The organism is Pseudoalteromonas sp. KAN5, from assembly GCF_022846535.1.
GTDB classification, from domain to species: domain Bacteria; phylum Pseudomonadota; class Gammaproteobacteria; order Enterobacterales; family Alteromonadaceae; genus Pseudoalteromonas; species Pseudoalteromonas haloplanktis.
The window spans coordinates 3,169,943-3,192,590 of the sequence record NZ_AP025589.1 but is presented as its reverse complement, the minus strand read 5'-3'; the positions used below and the strand labels follow the sequence as shown (position 1 = coordinate 3,192,590).

Sequence of the window (22,648 nt, the reverse complement as noted above, 5' to 3'; positions counted from 1 at the left end):
TTTTTTATTGGCTGCAATTGCACAAACTGCTTAAAACATGACTACGCACAAGGTATACTGAGGGTAATTTTCACGCTACATCACAGCAGATACTAAAAGCCAAATATGCAAAAATATGACGTTAAAACCTTTCAAGGTTTGATCCTGGCTTTACAGGATTACTGGGCACAGCAAGGCTGTGTCATTATTCAGCCACTTGATATGGAAGTTGGCGCGGGTACATTCCATCCACAAACATTTTTGAAGTCGATTGGCCCAGAGCCGATGTCGAGCGCGTACGTGCAACCATGCCGACGTCCTACCGATGGTCGCTATGGTGAAAACCCAAATAGACTGCAGCACTACTATCAGTTCCAAGTTGTATTGAAACCATCGCCAGATAACATCCAGGAGCTATATTTAGGCTCTTTAGCGGCAGTAGGGATTGATACCCTTACGGATGAGGTTCGCTTCGTAGAAGATAACTGGGAGTCGCCTACGTTAGGTGCATGGGGACTTGGTTGGGAGATCTGGCTAAATGGCATGGAAGTAACTCAGTTTACTTATTTCCAGCAAGTGGGTGGTTTAGAGTGTTCACCGGTAACTGGTGAAATTACTTATGGACTAGAGCGCCTAGCTATGTACATTCAAGGCGTAGACAGTATTTACGATCTTGTCTGGGCAGACGGCCCAATGGGTCGCGTAACGTATGGTGATGTTTTCCACCAAAACGAAGTAGAGCAATCGACTTATAACTTTGAACACGCAAATGTTGAAGACCTTTTTGCACAGTTTGATAAATGTGAAGCTGAGAGCCAAAAGCTAATTGAAGCTGGCTTACCGTTACCTGCCTACGAGCAAGTAATGAAAGCATCGCATGCATTTAACTTATTGGATGCTCGTCATGCAATCTCAGTGACAGAACGCCAACGTTATATATTACGTGTTCGTGCATTATCAAAAGCATGTGCACAAAGTTATTATGATGCTCGCGAAGCGCTTGGCTTCCCGCTTTGTAAGGATTAAACATGTCAGCACAAAATTTATTAGTAGAAATTGGCACTGAAGAGTTGCCACCAAAAGCGCTGCGAAAACTTGCAGAAGCATTTGCAGAAAACCTTAGTTCAGAACTTGAAAGCTTAGAGTTAGCTCACCAAGGTGTGAAATGGTATGCATCACCACGTCGCTTAGGTTTGCAAGTCACAGCACTTGCAGCAAAGCAACAAGATAAAGAAGTTGAAAAACGTGGTCCTGCAACAAAAGCTGCATTTGATAGCGAAGGTAACCCGACAAAAGCGGCAATGGGCTGGGCGCGTGGTTGCGGTATCGAGGTGAGTGAAGCGCAAACCCTGGAAACAGATAAAGGTGCATGGTTACTCCATATTGCCAAAGTAGCAGGTAAAGAAACCACCGCTTTATTAAACGACGTAGTAAATAAGGCGTTAGCAAAACTGCCAATTCCAAAGCCAATGCGTTGGGGCGCGAATAAAACACAATTTATTCGTCCTGTGCATACAGCCACTATTTTGTTTGGTGATAAGCTAATCGAAGGTGAGGTGCTAGGTAAAACTATTAGCAATCAACTGCAAGGTCATCGTTTTCATCACCCAGAAAAAGTGACTATTAGCCATGCAGATGATGTATTTTCAGTGCTTAAATCGGCCTACGTTATTGCAGATTACTCGACTCGTAAAGCACAAATTCGCAGCCAAATTGAAGCCGCAGCCAAAGCTGTTGATGCAGTGGTTGCAATGGATGAAGATTTACTTGAAGAAGTAACGTCTTTAGTGGAGTGGCCAGTGACACTGACGGCGACATTTGAAGAAGCCTTTTTAGATGTACCAGCTGAAGCGCTGATCTACACCATGAAAGATGACCAAAAATACTTCCCGTTACTTGACCAAGACGGCAAGCTACTTAACAAGTTTTTGTTTGTTTCAAATATCGAAAGCAAAAACCCAAGTGTAGTTATCGCGGGTAACGAAAAAGTTGTACGTCCACGTTTAGCCGATGCGCAGTTCTTCTTTGAAACTGATAAAAAGAAAACCTTAGAAAGCCGTTTAGAATCGCTTGATAGTGTATTGTTCCAGCAGCAGCTTGGTACGCTAAAAGATAAGTCTGAGCGTATTGCTGCACTTGCGGGTTACATTGCTGAGCAACTAGGTGCCGATAAAGCGCTTGCCGAGCGAGCGGGCTTACTTAGCAAAACAGACTTGATGACCGAAATGGTCATGGAATTTACCGATGTTCAGGGTGTGATGGGCATGCACTACGCGCGCCATGATGGTGAAGCAGAAGACGTAGCCATTGCGCAAAATGAACAATACATGCCACGCTTTGCAGGCGACAGCTTACCAACAAACTTGATCAGCTGTGCGGTTGCAATCGCCGATAAGTTTGACACCTTGGTGGGTATTTTTGGCATTGGCCAAGCACCAAAAGGTGATAAAGATCCGTTTGCACTTCGTCGTGCTGCAATTGGTGCGTTACGTATCATGGTAGAGAAAGAGCTACCATTAGATATCCTCGATCTGGTTGCTAAGTCACAAAGCCTGTTTGGCGATAAGCTTACTAACTTAAATGTATCAACAGATGTATTTGAGTTTATGTTAGGTCGCTTCCGTGCTTGGTATCAAGATGAAGGCATTGAGGTTGACGTAATTCAAGCTGTACTTGCGCGACGCCCAACCAAGCCTGTAGATTTTGACCGTCGTGTTAAAGCAGTGAGCCACTTCCGTACATTAGACGCCGCAGAAGCACTTGCAGCAGCTAATAAGCGTGTAAGTAATATTCTTGCTAAGAATGACATTACCAGCCAAGGTACTGTAGAGCAGAGCTTATTGAGCGATGATGCTGAAAAAGTATTAGCGTCGCAAGTTGCTAAATTTGCCACCGAACTTGCACCACTGTATGCCGCCGGCGATTATCAAGAAGCGCTTGCACAATTAGCGGGTATCCGCGAAAGTGTCGATAACTTCTTTGATAATGTAATGGTAATGGCTGACAATGAAGCTGTTAAGCAAAACCGCTTGGCGTTGCTCAGTCAATTAAGTGGCTTATTTTTAGATATTGCTGATATTTCTGTATTACAGAAGTAAGTTCAGCTTAGCTTAAAAAGCCAGCAACTATGCTGGCTTTTTTGTATTAGAGGTTAACCTATGAAACGTATTTTAACGCTTGCGGTAGTTAGCTTATTAACTGCATGTTCGAGCCAAATTCAACTCCCAAGTATTGACGATGTATTGCCTAGCAAAGAGCTTGATAAAACCATGTACTTACGCGGCGATTTCACCTTATGGGATGCAGAGCCACAATATCAGTTTGAGCAAGTTGCACCAGCAATTTACCAAGCCAATGTAAAGTTCTCTACGCCAGGTAAAGTATACGAATTTAAAATTGCCGATGCCGATTTTAGTGAAGGCTATAACTGTGGCTTCAGTGAAGTCGACCCTGCAGGGCAGTCATTAGTGCTTGGCCAAGCCGTCATCGCCGACTGTAATACCATCTATAATTACTTCAGCTTCACCCCAGCGATCAAAGGCAGCTACATTGTTAGCATCGATTATCAGAATTACGATAAACCGAAAGTGACGATAACGAAGAAGTAAGAGCTGTAAGCTATAAGCCGTCAGCTTTCAGTTGCCCGAGAGAACTTATAGATTTGTGACAAGGACGTTAGAATGAATACTAAGAAATGGAATGAAGAAATAAAAATTGATGGTGTAAATTATCCTGCAGATCAATTAAATAGAAAGCAAGATGCTGAACTTCTAACTAAAATTCTCATTCGCCGCTCAAACTCGAATAGGGAAAAGCCTAATAAATCCTCTTATGTAATTAACGTAAATGCAGAATGGGGCGCAGGTAAAACTTATTTCGTAAAACGTTGGGCTGAAGACTTAAAGTACGAGCATCCTGTAGTGTATATAGATGCTTGGTCAAATGACTTTATGGATTCACCCATCATTACCGTCCTTGCTGAAATCCAAGAGCAACTTTTAGAAACAATCAACAAAAGTCATTTAACTCAAGCCAAGAGAAAAAGCTTTAAGAATATTGGCATATCAGTATTACCTAAAATCCTAGCTGCATTAGTTAAACGCTATGGTGGATTTGATATTGAAGATTTATTTGTTGAAGAAAGCTCTGACGCAGATGCTACAACATCAACACAAAACAATAAGTCATTAGATTTATCAGCAGCAATGGAAGCTATGACGACCCAAGCATTTAAAGAGCATAGTGATTATAAAAAAGGCGTAAAAGAATTAAAAGCTACAATAAAAGAGTTAGTTAAATACTCAATTGAAAAACCTAAAAATGGACTGCGAGCAATAGCTCGTGATTATCCTGCATTCATTTTTATTGATGAGTTAGACCGCTGCCGCCCAACATATGCAGTAGAAATGCTTGAGGCCATAAAGCATATATTCGATATTGAAGGGTTAGTAATAGTTGTTTCAACACACACAGAAGAGCTGCAGCACACAATAAAAGCCTTATATGGAAATGAATTTAATGCTGATAATTATTTAAGGCGCTTCTTCGATACAAAATACCATCTTGAAGTGAATGTTTCACCTCCACTGTTAGAGGCTAGTTGCGACCTATCGATCTTAAATTGCGACGAATTAAAAGAGCGTAGTATTTTGCTTTTCCCATTTCTCTCTACAAATAATGAAGATCTGAAAAAGAAAGTATCATTACTAATCGTAAAAATTGCTCATTGGAAAAAGTTGCCACCAAGATCTGCAATACAATTAGCAGATAGGTTATTAACATCTATTGAGTTAATAGAGAACGAAAAAACAGTCGATATTGTTGTTCTATCTGTGTTGATATGCCTTTATATGTTTAATAAATCAGAGTTTGATTACCTTCATTCTACTCTTGTTGCTGAGTATTTTTATTTTGATCCTAAGGTAACAACTTTAATATTATCAGATGAAAAGCTTAATCTTCAAAAAATATTAGAAGAAATGACCTTAACCGATGACGGTAATAGCGATATAAAACAAGTGTTAAAAATACCTGGTCACGAGCAACAGAAACTACTGCGCTATAGGAGAGATTTCCCTAATATAGATACCTTAGCTTACATAGAATGCTTTTATGAAGTTTTAAGGCGTGGGGGCAATATACGAAATCCAGGGTTTTTGCACACATTTGATTGCGATGGTCATGGTGATATTAGCGACCCTCAATTATTACAAGCATATATGACTTTATTTGGAATCAACCTAGTGACCTTCGATTACTACTTGAGTTTAATAAGCTTAACTAATAAATTTTCTGATAGCTGATAGCTGATAGCTGATAGCTGATAGCTGATAGCTGATAGCTGATAGCTGATAGCTGATAGCTATTACAACCCTTTCTTCACCAAATACCGATACGGTACTGCATCGACTTCTTTGGCGACTAATGTGTGATCCATAAACATACAGAAGCTGGGGATGTCGCGGGTGGTGGATGGGTCGTCGGCGATGATTAATAAGGTTTCGCCATTTTCCATTTTGCGTACCGCGCCGCGGATCATCATGACAGGCTCTGGGCAGCGTAGGCCGATGGCGTCTAATTGGTGATCGGGGTTATCAAAATTCATGGCGGTGACCTTTATTAAAATGGCGCTAAGCGATTAATTTAAGGCTGCTAGTTTAACGGCCTAACCGCAATAAATAAAGTCACATCACCAATGCTACTCCAGCCATAAAAATATATTTGCAAAAACATATAAAAAAGCCACGTTGATTTATAAATCAACGTGGCTTTTTATCACCAAGAGTTGGTTACGTTTCTAAAGTTAATCAGTCTTGAACACGCTCAAATACGGTTGCGATGCCTTGGCCTAAACCAATACACATAGTCGCTAAACCATATTTTGCGTTTTTGTCTTCCATTAAGTGAATAAGTGACGTGCTGATACGCGAGCCTGAACAACCTAGTGGGTGACCAAGGGCGATTGCGCCGCCGTTCAGGTTCACTTTTTCATCAACCACATCAGCAAGACCTAAGTCTTTTAATACTGGTAATGATTGTGCTGCAAACGCTTCATTAAGCTCAGCTACGTCGATGTCATCAATGGTGATACCTGCTTGTGCCAAGGCTTTTTTACTTGCAGGTACTGGGCCGTAACCCATGATTGATGGATCGCAACCAGCTACCGCCATTGCCTTAACGCGGGCACGAATTGGTAAGCCTAGTGCTTTGGCTTTTTCTTCGCTCATTACTAACATCGCCGAAGCGCCATCAGAAAGTGCAGAAGAAGTACCCGCAGTTACAGACCCCGAAGCAGGATTAAACACAGGGCGAAGCTGTGACAAGCCTTCTACGGTTGTTTCTGGGCGAATGACTTCGTCATCTTCAACTAAAATCAGTGAGCCGTCTGCGTCATGACCTTCCATTGCGAGGATTTCGCGGCGGAAGCGGCCTTCAACCGTGGCTGCATGGGCGCGTTGGTGCGAACGATAGGCAAATTGGTCTTGCTGCTCACGGCTAATACCATGAATTGTTGCAAGGTATTCTGCAGTTAACCCCATAGAACCGGATGCTTGTGCAATTGAAGTAGCAAGGCCTGGGTGAAAGTCGTTACCGTGCGTCATAGGTACGTGACCCATGTGCTCAACACCGCCAATAAGGTAAGTATCGCCAGCGCCGGTCATGATTGCGCGGGCAGCATCGTGTAATGCTTGCATTGATGAACCACATAAGCGATTTACTGTTACCGCAGGCACGGTATGCGGAATGCCTGCAAGCAGTGCGGCATTACGAGCAACGTTAAAACCTTGCTCTAACGTTTGTTGCACGCAACCCCAATAAATATCGTCAATCGATGCTGGATCAACGGCTGGGTTACGATCAAGGAGGCCCTTCATTAAGTGGGCACTTAAATCTTCAGCACGCTTATTTTTAAATACACCGCCTTTAGAGCGGCCCATTGGCGTGCGGATACAATCTACAATTACAGGAGTATTCATGGTCTTATCCTTCCACCTTATAGAAAACACGGCCTTCTTCAGCCCATTTACGAGTTTGCTCAGATACTTGGTAAATCGCACCTAGGTGAGCATATTTGTCTGCTGTTGCAACAAAATTAGCTAGTCCAGTTTGATCTAAGTAACGGAACGCACCGCCTCTAAATGGAGGGAAACCAATACCGTAAATAAGCGCCATATCAGCTTCTTGTGGTGAGGCAATAATGTTCTCTTGTAAACAAAGCAGTACTTCGTTGATCATTGGTACCATACAGCGGTCGATAATTTCTTGTTTATCGAACTCTTTTGGCGCATCAGTGATAGAACTAAGTAGTTCAACAGCTTGTGGATCTTGGGCTTTTTTCAAGCGGCCACGTCTGTCTGGTGCATATTGATAGAAACCTGCTTTGTTCTTCTGACCAAAGCGTTTTTCGTTGGCGAATACAGTCACAGGGTCTTTTTCTTGACGAGACATACGCTCAGGGAAACCATCAGCCATAACGCCAGTACAATGGTAAGCCGTATCAATACCTACAACATCAAGTAAGTAGGCAGGGCCCATTGGCCAGCCAAATACGTTTTCCATGACTTTATCTACTTTTGCAAAATCAGCGCCTTCAACAACTAATTTGCTAAAGCCTGCAAAGTAAGGGAATAAAACGCGGTTTACAAAGAAGCCTGGGCAGTCGTTTACAACAATTGGCGACTTACCTAGTTTTAAGGCGTAATCAACTACGGCATTAATTGTTTGCTCTGAAGTTTTCTCGCCACGGATAATTTCAACTAGTGGCATTTTAGGCACTGGGTTAAAGAAGTGCATACCACAGAAGTTTTCAGGTTTTTCAAGGGCTGTTGCTAGCTCGTCAATACGAATCGTTGACGTGTTAGAAGTTAAAATAGTGCCCGCTGGCATATCTTTTTCAAGACCGGCTAAAACTGCTTGCTTCACTTTAGGGTTTTCAACCACGGCTTCTACAATGATATCTGCACTTTGTAAGTCGCTATCATTAAGGGTTGGTTTAATTTTTCCTAACGTGGCAACCATTTTCTCCATTGCCATATGACCGCGCTGTACTTTTTGGCCTAATAGCTTAGATGCTTCACCCATACCTAAATCAAGTGCATCTTGTTGGATGTCTTTCATTATGATTGGTGTGCCTTTATAAGCAGATTGGTAAGCGATACCGCCGCCCATAATACCTGCGCCAAGAACAGCGGCTTGTTTTATTTCTAAATCACTGGTTTTAGCAGACTTACGTGCTTTACCCTTGATGTATTGATCAGCAAGGAAGATACCCGTTTGTGCGGCAGCTTCTGGAGTACGAGCAAGTTTAGCAAAATTAGCATTTTCGATTGCCATTGCTTCCGCGCGTTCACAGTTAGCTGCTGCTTTAATAGTGCGAACCGCCATGATCGGAGCAGGATAGTGGCCTTTGGTTTTACCCATTACCATACCTTCAGCCATTGCAAAGCTCATACCTTGCTCAACGCGGTTTAATTTAAGTGGCTGCAGCTTAACATTACGTTTGGCTTGCCAATCTAGCTTGCCAGCAATTGCTAATTCAAGTGTTGAAATACCTGAGTCTAAAAGTTTGTCAGCACTAACTACCGCATCAACAGCACCTACTTTAAGAGCATCAGCAGCGCGGTTTTCTGCACCAGAGGTGATCCAAAGCATGGCATTATCGGCACCAACGATGCGTGGTAAGCGAACTGTGCCACCAAAACCAGGCATAATGCCTAGTTTTACTTCTGGAAGGCCAATTTTAGCTGTAGAGCTTGCAACGCGATAATCGGTAGCAAGTACCCACTCACATCCGCCACCAAGTGCTAAGCCATTTATTGCGCTTAAAGTTGGGAATGGTAAATCTTCTAATGCGTCAAATACATCTGTGGCATCTTTGATCCAGGTTACTAATTCAGTTTCTGGTTTAGTAAACGTTGGTAAAAATTCGAAAATATCGGCGCCAATAATAAAGTGCTCTTTATCACTGGTAAAAATCATGCCTTTGATATCAGTATTTGCTGCTAATTCTTTTAATGCAGAGGCGCAATCTTTCAAGGTTTGCTGAGACAAAGTGTTGACAGAGCCGGCAACACAAAACTTGAACTCGGCGATATTATCCTTGATGAAAGCAACTTCAAAGGAATCGCTTTTATATAACATTATTATTCTCCCTAGTTAGTGAACTAAGACTGGTACGATGAGTTTGCATTTCAATCAGTGTGCTTGCTTTAAATTAAAATTGCAACGAAAAATTTACTCACCAAGCTTTCTACTGGTTAAAATATAGCTTGTTTGGTGCTAAGGTGTAGGAGAAGTGTTTGTCTTTTATTTACCTTTGAATATTAAGGTCATCATGAAAAAACAATTTTTAAGCTTTGCGGCAGCTGCATTATTATTTCCTTTATTTTCTGCCGACGCTAATACAGAGCATGACGCATTTTTAGATGCGGAGAAAACAGCTAGATATGGAAGTTATCAAGAGTTTAAGGACGCTGTTGAAAAACTGGATCACCCACTAAAGCCCTATGTTGAAAAAGTTTACTGGCAACGCCATCCAGATATTGAGCATCAATCAGAGATTGAACGCTATTTAACTATTTATCAAAATACACCATTAGAGTGGCCTGTGCGTAAAGCATGGTTACAGAACCTGCAAAAGAAAAAACGTAAAGCGGCTTTTATTAATAATTACCGTGAAACCTCCAACAGTGAATTGACCTGTACGTTTTTACAATACCAGCTTGATTTAGGCGCCCCTGAAAAAGCGATTATGAATCAAGTGACAGAGCTCTGGACTGTAGGTAAGTCGCAACCAGAAGAATGTGACCCTTTATTTAGTATTTGGCGTAAAAAAGGTCATATGAGTCAAGAGTTGATTTGGCAACGTATTACCTTATCGGCACAAGGGGGATCACAAAGTTTACTACCGTATTTAAAAACACTATTGCCCAAGAATGAGCAATACTTAGCTGATTTTTATCGCAAAGTACGCAGTGATCCGAGCGCTGCTGCGGGTATGTACCGTTATAAAAATAAAACAGTGAAAGAAGGCGAAATTGCCCATTACGGCATTAAGCGGTTAATTTGGCGAGACAAAACGTTAGCGCTCAAAGCCTGGGAAAAGCTAGATAAGATGTTTGCTTATTCTGATGAGCAAAAAGCCGATGTGTATTATACATTTGCGTTGGCCTTGGCATCGAGCGGTCATGCAGAGGCGCGCTTTTGGCTCAATAAAGTCCCCAAAGATCGCCAAGACCGTAAATTGATGCAGTGGCAATTGGGTAATATGCTGAAAACCCAAGATTGGTCTGGCATTGTGGCGTTTTTTACCGGCAAAGAAAACTTGAGTCTTGGTCAACAATATTGGTTGGCATACAGTTTAGAGCAACGTGGTGATAGTGAACGCGCTAAAGTGATTTGGCAAACAGTAGCAAAAGAGCGTGACTATTATGGCTTTTTGGCCGCTGCGCGATTGGGATTACCTGTCGAGCTTAATAACCAGCCATTACTTGTCAGTGATAAGTTAGTTGACGAAGTTGCACAGGCACCTGGTTTTAAGCGAGCAAAAGCTATGTATGAACTTGAACGTTTTACTTCCGCGCGCAGAGAATGGAACTATTTAACTCGCACCTCAAGCGAAGAAGAAAAACTTGCAGCATCTAAGCTCGCTGCAGAATTAGATTGGTACGACAGCACTATTTATACCTTGGCGCAAATTAAAGCATGGGACTATGTAGAGTTACGCTTTCCGTTCGCTTTTCAAGATTTGTTTGAGCGTTACAGCAAGCGCAATCATATTGATGTAACTTGGAGTATTGCTATTTCGCGCCGTGAAAGCTCTTTTGCACCTGATGCGCGCTCTCACGCGAATGCTCGTGGTCTAATGCAATTACTGCCAAGCACAGCAAAGTATGTAAATAAAGGCACGGTCTCGAGTAAGCGGCTGAATCAACCGCAAACAAATATTCGCTTAGGTACTGAGTATTTAGAATACTTGAAAAAGAAGAATCAGGGGAATGAGATCCTAGCAACGGCTTCATATAATGCAGGTTATCATAGAATTAAAAAATGGTTACCTGATGAGGCTATGCCCGCTGAATTATGGATAGAATTAATACCGTATCGTGAAACGCGTGAGTACGTAAAAAATGTCTATGCTTATCGGCAGGTTTACCATACTCGAATGGGTCGTGAGGGGAATATTTTGGCGCCAATATTGGATATGAAAATGGGTGGTTAGGAATATACATCAGCACTGGCAGGTGCTTTAACGTATCTGCGTTTAGGTATATATGAGTCTATGATAGACTCTCGTATAAGTTAAATTTTAACAGATGGGTATACTATGGATAAATTAGCCGTTTCATACGCCGAACATATTGCAACACTGCAACAGCGTACTCGCACTATTATTGATCGTGAAGGTTTAGAGGGTTTAGTGATCCACTCAGGGCAAGCTAAGCGCCAGTTTTTAGACGACATGTATTATCCGTTCAAAGTTAACCCGCATTTTAAAGCTTGGTTACCTGTAATAGATAACCCGCATTGTTGGGTTGTAGTGAATGGTAGTGATAAACCAAAACTTATATTTTATCGTCCGGTTGATTTTTGGCACAAAGTACCTGATGAGCCTCGCGAGTTTTGGGCTGACTATTTTGATATTGAATTGTTGCTCAAGCCTGATCAGGTAGAAAAGTTATTACCTTACGATAAAGAGAAATTCGCCTATATTGGTGAGTATTTAGAAGTTGCTCAAGCACTGGGCTTTAGTGTTATGAATCCAGAGCCGGTTCTTAATTACTTTAATTACCACCGTGCGTATAAAACGCAATACGAGCTTGAATGTTTGCGACAAGCTAACCGTATTGCCGTAGATGGTCATAAAGCCGCTCGCGATACATTCTTTAATGGGGGATCTGAGTTTGATATTCAGCAAGCCTATTTAATCGCAACACGCCAAAGTGAAAATGAAATGCCGTATGGCAATATTGTCGCACTTAATGAAAATTGCGCGATTTTACATTACACCCACTTTGAGCCGAAAGTACCACAAACGCATCATTCATTTTTAATTGACGCTGGTGCTAATTTTAATGGCTACGCTGCTGATATTACGCGTACTTATGATTTTAAAAAGTCTGGCGAGTTTGCTGAATTAATTGCAGCTATGACGCAACATCAAATTGCTTTAGGTAAAGCGTTAAAACCAGGATTGCTTTACGGCGAGTTACATTTAGATTGCCATCAGCGTGTTGCACAAGTTCTGAGTGATTTTAATATTGTTAAGTTACCAGCGGCAGAAATTGTGGAACGCGGTATTACTTCTACTTTCTTCCCGCATGGACTTGGCCACCATTTAGGGCTGCAAGTGCATGATATGGGTGGCTTTATGGCTGACGAGAAAGGCACTCATCAAGCGCCACCAGAAGGACACCCTTTCTTGCGTTGCACTCGTTTAATTGAGAAAAACCAAGTGTTTACGATTGAGCCAGGATTATACTTTATCGATTCATTACTGGGTGACTTAGCGCAAACCGACAACAAGCAGTTCATTAATTGGGAAAAAGTCGAAGCGTTCAAACCATTTGGTGGTATTCGAATCGAAGATAACATCATCGTTCACGAAGATAGCCTTGAAAATATGACGCGTGATCTGGCATTAGATTGATCATAAGTCAGAGTTAGAATTGGGGCCTGCCGGCCCCATTTTTGTATAAGTATATAAAATGTCTGAATATAACTACCCCGCAGCCCCAGTTTTTTATCAAGAAGAGATAAAAAAAAGCACGTTTATTGTGCATATTGCGCACACGCCTGATTTAGCGTCAGCCAAAGCGTTTATTCGTGAAATTGAAAATAAATACAGTGATGCTCGTCATAATTGTTGGGCACATGTTGCTGGTAATCCTGGCGGTAGCCATGTTTATGGCTTTTCTGATGATGGTGAGCCTAATGGTACGGCAGGCAAACCTATGCTTAACGTATTAATTGGTTCTGGGCTTGGGGAAGTAACCGCCGTTGTAACGCGTTATTTTGGTGGTATAAAACTGGGCACTGGAGGTCTAGTAAGAGCATACGGTGGCTCATTGAATAATGCACTGACACAGTTAACAACAACGGTAAAAGTACCGAGTGTTGAGTTGATTGGTTATAGTGATTACAGTATTCAAGGAGCAATTGAACAATTATTAAAAACACAATTCCAAGTTCTTAATATAGAAAAGCAATTTACTGCTAATATTGAATGGATGATCACCATTGATAGTCGTCAAGCTGCGCAAGCTATTAAAGATATTTATGATTTGAGCCATGGCGCAGTTGAGTTAAGTATTAAACAGTAAGACAATAACCATACATCAGAACGATTAACTAATAATAAAAGCGATAGCTACATGCAATTTCGTACCATCATTAAAATTCTTGGCCAACTAGTTGTCTTATTTAGTATTACTATGGTGCCACCGGCAGTTGTCTCGCTAGTTTATAAAGATGGTGGCGGTGTGCCTTTTGTATTGGCGTTTATTTTCAGCGTTATTATTGGCTTAGCTGCTTATTATCCTAATCGACAAGAACATGGTGATTTAAAAGCGCGGGAAGGCTTTTTAATCGTAGTGTTATTTTGGTTAGTACTTGGCGCATTCGCCTCCTTACCACTAATTTTTTTACAAGAACCTAATTTATCCTTAGCCGATGCTGTATTTGAGGCTTTTTCTGGTTTAACCACAACCGGTGCGACAGTGCTTACAGGGATAGAGTACCTTCCCAAATCAGTCTTGTTTTATCGTCAGCAACTGCAATGGTTTGGCGGTATGGGGATAATCGTGCTAGCCGTTGCTATTTTGCCTATGCTTGGTGTTGGTGGTATGCAGTTATATCGCGCCGAAATACCGGGCCCGGTTAAAGATTCTAAAATGACCCCACGCATAGCCGACACAGCTAAACACCTTTGGTATATCTACGTGTCGTTAACCATTGCATGTACACTGGCATATTGGGCGGCAGGAATGGACTGGTTTGACGCAATTTGCCATTCATTTTCGACAGTCGCGATTGGTGGGTTCTCTACCTATGATGCATCAATAGGGCATTTTGACAGCCCGTTAATTAACTTTATTTGTGTGGTTTTTTTGATTATTGCGGCGGTTAACTTTTCTTTGCACTATGCAGCAGTATCAAGTCGCAATCTGCGCGTATATTTACGTGACCCTGAATTTAAGGTGTTCTTGTTTATTCAATTAGCATTGGTTGTCGTGTGCTTTACTGTTTTATCATCGAATAACATCTATGCCGATGGTGACGAAACACTGGACCAAGCACTATTTCAAGCTGTGTCTATCAGCACAACAGCAGGCTTTGCAACAGATACTTTTTCAGCTTGGCCGTTGTTCTTACCAATCCTGCTGATATTTTCTAGCTTTATAGGTGGTTGCGCAGGCTCTACCGGTGGTGGTATGAAAGTGGTGCGAGTGTTTTTACTTTATCTTCAAGGGGTGCGTGAGCTTAACCGTCTTGTCCATCCTCGTGCTATCTATTCAATAAAACTGGGGCGTAAGGCCTTACCAGATAAAGTTGTTGAGGCCGTTTGGGGGTTTTTCTCCGCCTATGCGTTGGTATTTGTGATCATCATGCTGGCATTAATGGGCACCGGAATGGACAACATTACGGCATTCTCAGCCACCGCAGCTTGTTTAAATAACTTAGGTCCAGGCCTTGGTGATGTTGCAGCACACTATGGTGCAATAAGTGATGGGGCTAAATGGTTATTAACTATTGCTATGGTATTTGGCCGGTTAGAGATATTTACTTTGTTAGTGTTATTTACACCAACATTCTGGCGTGGCTGATCAGTACTTAAGCTTATCGCTTTAAATTTTATATCGGTTATTATTTATCTTAAATTACTTTTGCAGTTGGAAAGGATATGCCAAAAACAAGACGGCAATTAAATTTAGAAAACCTAGCCCATATTAGTGCTGGTAGTATTGTTGATGTAGAAATATTAACGCCAACAACCAGCAAACGCCTTAAAACTGAGTTTGTTGGGCTATTGCATGATCGCTTTGTAATTTTAAACTACCCACCTGTAAAGCGTTTAAATAACGCCGGAGAGTATTTAAAAGATGGTGTGGTGGTCATAGTCCGAGCTGTACTTGAAAGTGGTGGTGGGCAAGTCATCGCATTTCGAGAGCAAATCATGTCGGTATCCTCACACCCCGCACGGCTTATTTATCTCAACTTTCCAAGCCAAGTACAATTGTTTAGTTTACGTTCGCAAACTCGTATTCCTACATTATTACCAGCAAAAATAAAACTGTGTGACGAACGCGAGTTGCATGGGGTAATTAAAGATATTTCCGTCACGGGGGTTTTATTTGATGTTAAAGGTCAAGATGATCTTAGTGAATTAAAAAATACCCAGTGCAATATTGTGCTTGATAAAAGCAACAAGGGCACCACTGAGTTTAGTGGGCAAATATGCAGTATTAAAAGTCGGGCTATGGGGGCACAGTTCGGAATTCAATTAAGTGCCAGTGAGGATGAAATGAAAACCTTTATGAAAGAGCATTTTATTGATCTTTCGGTACTCGAGCCGCTAGTCTAATTCTGAAGGTATTCGCTATTTTGCAACAAAATAGCGAATATCAAAGAGTGCAATCAAAAAACCGCAAATTTATTTTTATTATTGTTAAATATCAATGTTTTAATCTTTTAAATTTATTTTGTCTGTTACTTTTTAGTGCGTTAATTCTACAGCCTATTACTTTACTTACCTGCTATAAAGTGAATCTCACTTAATCTGCGTCATTTTCATCTTTTTTAACTCATTGATTTTAAAATGAAAGGCAAAAATCTCTTCTTGCATGTTGCTAAAAGGCAACAAAAAACAGCGGTAATTTTCTGTAAAAACCTATTTTTAATTTTAATTCATTGATTTTTATGTGTTTTTAAACTTTGGCACCGAAGTTGTAATAGTCTAGTTGTACTGAACGAAATGATGATTTATCAGCAACGTTCGAAACCATAAACATTGAAGGAATATTATTATGAACACATTAAATAAAACATTAGCACTTATTGCCCTAGCATCATCATCAGCAGCATTCGCGGCAACAGACTTTGACACGTTAGATGTTGATGGCAATGGCGCAATCAGCCAAAGCGAAGCGTCAGTTGATGCAGAACTTATGAGCCAATTTGCAGAACTTGATACTGATGGCAATGGCGAACTTTCAAAAGAAGAGTTTTCTAAAGCGTAAGTTAGGTCGCAGTTTTAAAGCAGGGATCTCTGAAAAGGACTTCCATTCTTAATTGATTTTTAAGGAATATTATTATGAACACATTAAATAAAACACTAGCACTTATTGCTTTAGCATCTTCATCAGCAGCATTCGCAGCAACAGACTTTGACACGTTAGATGTTGATGGTAATGGCGCAATCAGCCAAAGCGAAGCGTCAGTTGATGCAGACCTTATGAGCCAATTTGCAGAGCTTGATACTGACCAAAACGGTGAGTTATCAAAAGAAGAGTTTTCTAAAGCTTAAAAACAAATGCTGAGATTATCCTGAGTTGCCAAAGACAACCTAAGTGGGAAAGGACCCCATGATAAAGGATAACAAGGAAGACTTTCACTGCATTTTAAATTCGGTATTGAACAAATTTTTTGATAGTACATTGAAGGAATATTAATTATGAACACATTAAATAAAACACTAGCACTTATTGCTCTAGCATCTTCATCAGCAGCATTCGCAGCAACAGACTTTGACACGTTAGATGTTGATGGCAATGGCGCAATCAGCCAAAGCGAAGCGTCAGTTGATGCAGACCTTATGAGCCAATTTGCAGAGCTTGATACTGACCAAAACGGTGAGTTATCAAAAGAAGAGTTTTCTAAAGCTTAAAAACAAATGCTGAGATTATCCTGAGTTGCCAAAGACAACCTAAGTGGGAAAGGACCCCATGATAAAGGATAACAAGGAAGACTTTCACTGCATTTTAAATCGGTATTGAACAAATTTTTTGATAGTACATTGAAGGAATATTAATTATGAACACATTAAATAAAACACTAGCACTTATTGCCCTAGCATCTTCATCAGCAGCATTCGCAGCAACAGACTTTGACACGTTAGATGTCGATGGCAACGGCGCAATCAGCCAAAGCGAAGCGTCAGTTGATGCAGACCTTATGAGCCAATTTGCAGAGCTTGATACTGACCAAAACGGTGAGTTATCTAAAGAAGAGTTCGAAAACGCGTAATTAACCCTTCGCGGACAAGGATTCTTGAAAAGGATTTTTCATTTATTACGTTCAAAAGCAGCCAATACCCCGGGCTGCTTTTTTTATACTTGGTCTTTTTCTCATAACACGGTATCTAGTTTACAGCTTAACTAAATCAGCTTATTATCAAGTTCCTAATTTAAGCATGGACGTTGATTATGTTAAGTTTTCTTGGCTTATATTCCGCTTTAATTGCTAGTACTTGGATTATTGTTGGGGTGTACATTGCTGGTAAATATTACCCTGGTTATAGCCATAAAAAACAGTTTTGCAGTGAGCTCGGTGCCGCTGGCAGTCCTACCGAAAAACTTTCTCCTATCATTAATAATTACCCACTTGGTTTATTATTCTGTTTATTTGGCTGGTATGTGTTGCAGCTGAAAGATACTCCCACACTCATTACATTAGTTGGTTGGTTAACCATCAGTCACGGTGTAGCGACTTGGCTTGCAGGGTACTTCCCGATGGATGCGGATCCTCAAACAAAAACGCCAACCTTGAGTTGCCAAATACACTCTTGGGCAGGGCTTATTATGTTGTTATCTTTGTTTTTTGCCGCTATTTTTGTCGCCATGAGTGATTATGTCAGTATCGGCTTTAGGGTTTTTTCAATACTGGCCGTGGCCTTTACGGGTTATTTTGTAATTTTGTTGGCAAAAGCATTTAAGCAGCAGGGTGATGCCGGATTGTATCAACGGCTTGCTTATGGTGTGCAATTGCTGTGGTTAAGCGCATTTTCGTTAGTGATTTAATATTAGGTTTAACAACGGCAGTTGTTTTTAGAGCTGCAAAGAGGCAGAGGTAATGCAAAGTGTAAGGTATACAGTGGAGTTGAGTAGCCCAACTTTGGAAGAGTATTGTTTATTAAGAGAAAAAGTTGGCTGGGGGAAAGTCGCCCCAGAGCTGGCAAAGGCGAGCTTAAACAGCTCGCTATTTCATGTCGTGATCAGGCTGGAAGGCTTACTTGTTGGTATGGGTCGTGTGATCGGGGATAGTGGCTTATTTTTTTATATTCAGGATGTTGCTGTTGACCCCAATTTTCAAAGGCAAGGTATTGGTACGTTAATAATGGGTAATATAGAGCAGTACTTGTCCGAAGCGGCTAAAAACGGTGCGACAATTGGGCTGCTCTCAGTTAAAGGTAAAGAGGCTTTTTATGCTCGTTACGGTTACTTGAGTCGGCCAAATGAAGAGCTCGGCTGTGGGATGTGTAAATTTAATTAGGGTGGGAAATTTCAATGTCTGAGTATATAGCAAGTGTTGCTTGGTCGCGCCAAGCAGATGAAGAGTTTGTAGATAATAAGTATAGCCGTGCTCACCGCTGGGAATTTGATGGCGGGTTAAGTGTAGCGGCATCGTCTTCACCTCATATCGTGCCGCTGCCTTATTCGGTGGTCGAAAATGTCGATCCAGAAGAAGCATTTATTGCATCTTTGTCGAGCTGTCACATGTTGTTTTTTCTATCGATTGTGGCCAAGCATCAAATTAAAATTGATAGTTATATTGATAATGCCGTCGGTGTGATGGAAAAAGACAACCAAGGACGAATGGCAATGACCCAAGTGACATTAAAGCCCGCAGTTAAACCAGCAGCAGGGCATAAATTAAGCTTGGCGCAGTTAGAGTCATTTCATCATCAAGCTCATGAATTGTGCTTTATCGCGAATTCAGTAAAAACAAACATAGTGACTGAAATTGACTATCTTGGTGAGACTTAATTATAGTGAATTGAATTACTTCGCCATTGAACTTTCGCACAATGGCAACAAAACCTACTTTTACTCAAAAAATGATATTTTTATTTTGTTTTTCTTTAAAATTTATTTTTAAGTCATTTAAAATCAAAGTGTTGCGAGTGTTTGTTTTTAAATTAAATTTTAAAAATTATTATGGTTTAGCTACTGTATGGCTGCTTGCGCTCTAATATCGTATATAACTACTTAGGTAATCTAAAATTGCGTCATTTTAAATAAATTTAAACCCATGATTTTAAATGACTTATTTTTCTTTTCAAATTCCCTGTTGCAAATTAGCCACAAAAATCAATCGTTAGATCTTTAAAATCCTCACTTTTAACCTTCAAGCTAATGATATTAAAGAACTAAAAATTGTTGGCACCGAAGTTGTAATAGTCTAGTTGTACTGAACGAAAAGCTGATTACCGCTTACGTTCACAACCATAAACTTTGAAGGAATATTTATTATGAACACATTAAATAAAACATTAGCACTTATCGCATTAGCGTCTTCTTCTGCAGCTTTTGCTGGTACAGATTTCGATACGTTAGACGTTGATGGCAATGGCGCAATTAGTCAGCAAGAAGCATCTGTTGATGCAGCTCTTTCGGCTAAATTTACTGAACTTGATACTGACCAAGACGGTGAGTTATCAAAAGAAGAATTTTCAAAAGCTTAATGGTGCTGAACCTAGCTTGCATAAAATGCTGCTCAGTTCTGAGTGCCCAAGACACCTAAATAGGCAAGGAGCCTATTAAAAAGAATAACAAGGACAGTGTGAGTAGCGAAAACATGAGTAATTTTTTTGATAGTACATTGAAGGAACAGATTATGAATACATTAAATAAAACATTAGCACTTATTGCATTAGCATCTTCTTCCGCAGCTTTTGCTGGCACTGACTTTGATACTTTAGATGTTGATGGTAGCGGCACAATTAGTCAAAGCGAAGCGGCTGTTGATGCCAAGCTGATGAGCCAATTTGCTGAATTAGATACTGACCAAGACGGTGAGTTATCGAAAGAAGAATTTTCAAAAGCGTAATTTCAGTTTCCACAAACAGGGATCTCTGAAAAGGATTTCTCTCACTTTAAATTATTAGGAATAACACTATGAAACATATTAATACAACACTTGCAATTATTGCCCTAGCGGCTTCATCTACTGCGTTTGCGGCAGTTAGCTTTGATACTTTTGATACCGATGGTGATGGTGTGATAAGCCAAAAAGAAGCGTCGGTTAATGCACAGCTAGTTGAAATCTTTTCTGATTTAGACACTGATAGCAACGGTGAATTATCAAAAGAAGAGTTTGCCAAAGTACAATAAACAGATAGAAATATACTCCTACACAAAAAAGCAGCTTCATTAAGCTGCTTTTTTTATTTAAATTTGAACGCGTCTGGTTACAAACTGTAGTCAAACTGCAAAGAGAATTTCCGCGGACTGCCGTAACGATATTGGTTGTAAAAACCGATTTGGTTGTAGTACGTCTTATCAAATAAGTTATCAACATTTAAGCTCACGGCCATTTGCTGATTGATTTGGTAGCTAGCCATTAAACTGGCCACTCCATAGGCTTGTTGTTCAACTTCAACTGTGCCCAGTACAGGGTTGCTTACCTCATCATAGCTGCGACTTTGCCAGCGATAACCTCCGCCAATTTTCACTCCTTGTAAGCTATCACTTAGTTGATAACTAGTGAATAATTTAAACTGATCTTTTGGGTTGGTGGTATTTAAAGGTGTACCATCGGGGTTTTCACCTTCACTGCGGGTATATCCAAAGTATGCATTCCATACATCACTAATTGCCCCATTGAGCTCGAACTCAAAGCCATCTGTGACTGTGCCATCAATAGGTTGATAAATTGCTTGTAAAGTATCTGGAATGGTTTCACCCGTATATTCCCCCCAATTGTCTTGATGAATTTCAAAACCAGACAATGAGATATCTAAACGCTCATTTAATAATGAAGCCTTAATTCCCACTTCATAATTTTTACCTTGAATTGGCGCTAAGTAATTACCATTTTCGTCAACTCGGCTTTGCGGTGTAAATATATCTGTGTAATTTGCATATAGCGCCCAATTTTGATTTATAGCGTAGGTAGTGCCTAGGTAATTAGTTAGTTCATTATCTAACTCATAATCATGAACGCTACCAAAGTTATCTTGCGACGTTTGCCATTGGTTTAAGCGGCTACCTAAAATTACCGATAAATCATTGGTTAAGTTAAGTTGAGTGGCAAAATAAAGCGCACTCTGTTGTGTGGTGCCGTATGAGCCATAAGCAGGCGCCGCTTGCCAGGTTGGCTTTGGGTAGTCGTAATCTGGTGCGCTAAAGTCGCCGATAATAGTGGCATTTTCTTGAGCAGGAAAGTACGGCGTTGAGAAATCTTGCTCTTGGTCATTATAGCCAACAAGTATTTGATGGTTTTGCCCAAACCAATTAAATCGACCCGATAACTCTATTTCATAGGTACGTTGAATGCGGTTTGCATCAATATAATTTAACGAGCCTGGAACCATACCTATATTAGTTTGTGGATCTGGGTGTCCGGTTGCCCAAAACACATCATACTCTAAGTCGTTATTTCCATAGATATAGCTTGCGCTTAACTGCCAATTACTATTGAAATAATGCTCAACTTTGATAAAGCTATTTAATGCTTTTGTTTTAGATGATGACCAGCTTGGGGCGGTCGATGTTTCTCTGGCATAGTTGGTACGGCTGCCATCGCTATAAAAAATAGGTAAACCGCCGGACATAGTGCCTTTTGGAGTAGTTGTTTGCGTATCTAGGGCAAAGGTCAGCAAGGTATTATCGGTGACATCTGCTTCAACAATGCCATATAAAGTACTACGACTTTGCGAGAATCGATCTTGGTACGATTGCTGATCTTGGTAGGCTGCAACAGCTCGTCCACGGACACTTTCGCTGTCATTTAAGCTACCAGAGATGTCAACTACGCCACGATAGTTTTGCCAAGATCCCACGGATGCACTGAGTTTTACTTGATTATGGACTGTAGGGCGTTTGCGTATTAAATTAATTGCAGCAGATGGGTTACCCGCACCAAGCATTAACCCTGTTGCGCCGCGAACAACTTCAATACGTTCATATATCGCTGTATCTGTTAGGTTATCGCCGTAATTGAAACGGGTATCGTAAGTTGTTGCGATACCATCATATAAAATACTTGTGACACTAATACCACGCGCTGAAATTGAAAACTTTCCATTGTCGGCTTCTCTGGCGTTGATGCCTGTTACACTGGTGATAGCTTCTATAGCGCTAGTGAGTTGTTGATCAGCCATAAATTCACTGGTGATTGCAATCGCTGATTGCGGTGTTTGCAAGTGACTGAGATCGAGACCGGTAGCTGAGTTCATTGAACTAACTTTATAACCATTATCTTGCTCGCCAACAATGGTGAGCTTTTCAATATCTTTTTTAGCTTCAGCATTTGCGTTAGTGGCTAGTCCACACAAAAGAATACTAATAACGCTGCAGTATGTAACGCGAAGAGACGTGTTTAAAGCTGGGTACATCATCTTAGGAAATCCATTTAATGTTAAAGAAGGTGAAATTAACTTTTCACAGAAGTTGGTGCTTGATTATCAAACAGCGAGGAGGGTAATGGATTTAGGTACTAAAGTAAATGA

General features: G+C 40.7%; 23 protein-coding genes. 19 read left to right on the top strand and 4 right to left on the bottom strand.

Features of this window, described 5'->3' with window-relative positions; all coding sequences use genetic code 11:
* The first annotated feature begins 105 nt into the window (after positions 1–105).
* The 4 genes from glyQ (at position 106) to KAN5_RS14330 (ending at position 5,282) form a co-directional block, all read left to right on the top strand.
* On the top strand, positions 106–1,005 hold the full coding sequence (gene glyQ / locus KAN5_RS14345) for a glycine--tRNA ligase subunit alpha (protein ID WP_016710419.1): 900 nt from the start codon (positions 106–108) through the stop codon (positions 1,003–1,005).
* 2 nt (positions 1,006–1,007) lie between these two features.
* Positions 1,008–3,077: a glycine--tRNA ligase subunit beta gene (gene glyS / locus KAN5_RS14340; protein ID WP_244389977.1), complete on the top strand. Its 2,070-nt coding sequence runs from the start codon at positions 1,008–1,010 to the stop codon at positions 3,075–3,077.
* 60 nt (positions 3,078–3,137) lie between these two features.
* Positions 3,138–3,587, top strand: coding sequence for a hypothetical protein (locus KAN5_RS14335; protein WP_138555542.1), 450 nt, complete (start codon positions 3,138–3,140; stop codon positions 3,585–3,587).
* Between the two features lie 72 nt (positions 3,588–3,659).
* Positions 3,660–5,282, top strand: coding sequence for a P-loop NTPase fold protein (locus tag KAN5_RS14330; protein ID WP_244389976.1), 1,623 nt, complete (start codon positions 3,660–3,662; stop codon positions 5,280–5,282).
* Positions 5,283–5,344: 62 nt separating this feature from the next.
* Here the strand turns inward: KAN5_RS14330 and tusA are convergent, their stop codons facing one another.
* The 3 genes from tusA to fadB all read right to left on the bottom strand — a co-directional run bounded on the left by tusA (position 5,345) and on the right by fadB (position 9,120).
* Positions 5,345–5,584, bottom strand: coding sequence for a sulfurtransferase TusA (tusA, locus tag KAN5_RS14325; protein ID WP_244389975.1), 240 nt, complete (start codon positions 5,582–5,584; stop codon positions 5,345–5,347).
* A gap of 202 nt (positions 5,585–5,786) precedes the next feature.
* Entirely contained in the window at positions 5,787–6,956 is a 1,170-nt protein-coding gene (fadA, locus tag KAN5_RS14320) for an acetyl-CoA C-acyltransferase FadA (RefSeq protein ID WP_244389974.1), read from the bottom strand.
* 4 nt (positions 6,957–6,960) lie between these two features.
* Positions 6,961–9,120: a fatty acid oxidation complex subunit alpha FadB gene (gene fadB, locus KAN5_RS14315; RefSeq protein WP_244389973.1), complete on the bottom strand. Its 2,160-nt coding sequence runs from the start codon at positions 9,118–9,120 to the stop codon at positions 6,961–6,963.
* Between the two features lie 193 nt (positions 9,121–9,313).
* On the opposite strand from fadB, the gene KAN5_RS14310 reads away from it, so the two are divergent.
* The 15 genes from KAN5_RS14310 (at position 9,314) to KAN5_RS14240 (ending at position 20,309) form a co-directional block, all read left to right on the top strand.
* On the top strand, positions 9,314–11,200 hold the full coding sequence (locus KAN5_RS14310; protein WP_016710413.1) for a transglycosylase SLT domain-containing protein: 1,887 nt from the start codon (positions 9,314–9,316) through the stop codon (positions 11,198–11,200).
* Between the two features lie 105 nt (positions 11,201–11,305).
* Positions 11,306–12,628: a Xaa-Pro dipeptidase gene (gene pepQ, locus KAN5_RS14305; protein ID WP_016710412.1), complete on the top strand. Its 1,323-nt coding sequence runs from the start codon at positions 11,306–11,308 to the stop codon at positions 12,626–12,628.
* A 58-nt stretch (positions 12,629–12,686) separates the two neighbouring features.
* Complete coding sequence (locus tag KAN5_RS14300; protein WP_016710411.1) at positions 12,687–13,301, top strand: YigZ family protein; 615 nt, start codon at positions 12,687–12,689, stop codon at positions 13,299–13,301.
* Between the two features lie 51 nt (positions 13,302–13,352).
* Complete coding sequence (locus tag KAN5_RS14295; RefSeq protein ID WP_016710410.1) at positions 13,353–14,804, top strand: TrkH family potassium uptake protein; 1,452 nt, start codon at positions 13,353–13,355, stop codon at positions 14,802–14,804.
* Between the two features lie 77 nt (positions 14,805–14,881).
* Positions 14,882–15,562, top strand: coding sequence for a flagellar brake protein (locus KAN5_RS14290; protein WP_016710409.1), 681 nt, complete (start codon positions 14,882–14,884; stop codon positions 15,560–15,562).
* 442 nt (positions 15,563–16,004) lie between these two features.
* Complete coding sequence (locus KAN5_RS14285; protein ID WP_016710408.1) at positions 16,005–16,217, top strand: calmodulin; 213 nt, start codon at positions 16,005–16,007, stop codon at positions 16,215–16,217.
* A gap of 74 nt (positions 16,218–16,291) precedes the next feature.
* Complete coding sequence (locus KAN5_RS14280; protein WP_016710407.1) at positions 16,292–16,504, top strand: calmodulin; 213 nt, start codon at positions 16,292–16,294, stop codon at positions 16,502–16,504.
* A 147-nt stretch (positions 16,505–16,651) separates the two neighbouring features.
* On the top strand, positions 16,652–16,864 hold the full coding sequence (locus KAN5_RS14275; RefSeq protein ID WP_016710407.1) for a calmodulin: 213 nt from the start codon (positions 16,652–16,654) through the stop codon (positions 16,862–16,864).
* Between the two features lie 146 nt (positions 16,865–17,010).
* Positions 17,011–17,223 (top strand): calmodulin, encoded by a 213-nt coding sequence (locus tag KAN5_RS14270; RefSeq protein ID WP_244389972.1) that lies wholly within the window; start codon positions 17,011–17,013, stop codon positions 17,221–17,223.
* Positions 17,224–17,402: 179 nt separating this feature from the next.
* Complete coding sequence (locus KAN5_RS14265; RefSeq protein ID WP_244389971.1) at positions 17,403–17,996, top strand: DUF998 domain-containing protein; 594 nt, start codon at positions 17,403–17,405, stop codon at positions 17,994–17,996.
* Between the two features lie 52 nt (positions 17,997–18,048).
* Positions 18,049–18,468, top strand: coding sequence for a GNAT family N-acetyltransferase (locus KAN5_RS14260; RefSeq protein WP_029216279.1), 420 nt, complete (start codon positions 18,049–18,051; stop codon positions 18,466–18,468).
* Between the two features lie 14 nt (positions 18,469–18,482).
* Positions 18,483–18,962, top strand: a complete 480-nt coding sequence (locus KAN5_RS14255) for an OsmC family protein (protein WP_244389970.1) — start codon at positions 18,483–18,485, stop codon at positions 18,960–18,962.
* A 485-nt stretch (positions 18,963–19,447) separates the two neighbouring features.
* Complete coding sequence (locus tag KAN5_RS14250) at positions 19,448–19,660, top strand: EF-hand domain-containing protein (RefSeq protein WP_244389969.1); 213 nt, start codon at positions 19,448–19,450, stop codon at positions 19,658–19,660.
* 152 nt (positions 19,661–19,812) lie between these two features.
* Positions 19,813–20,025, top strand: a complete 213-nt coding sequence (locus KAN5_RS14245; protein ID WP_016710401.1) for a calmodulin — start codon at positions 19,813–19,815, stop codon at positions 20,023–20,025.
* Positions 20,026–20,093: 68 nt separating this feature from the next.
* Positions 20,094–20,309, top strand: a complete 216-nt coding sequence (locus tag KAN5_RS14240; RefSeq protein ID WP_016710400.1) for an EF-hand domain-containing protein — start codon at positions 20,094–20,096, stop codon at positions 20,307–20,309.
* A 77-nt stretch (positions 20,310–20,386) separates the two neighbouring features.
* Here the strand turns inward: KAN5_RS14240 and KAN5_RS14235 are convergent, their stop codons facing one another.
* The gene (locus tag KAN5_RS14235) at positions 20,387–22,537 is read right to left on the bottom strand and encodes a TonB-dependent siderophore receptor (RefSeq protein WP_244389968.1); all 2,151 of its coding nucleotides are present in this window, start codon (positions 22,535–22,537) and stop codon (positions 20,387–20,389) included.
* Between the last annotated feature and the right edge of the window lie 111 nt (positions 22,538–22,648).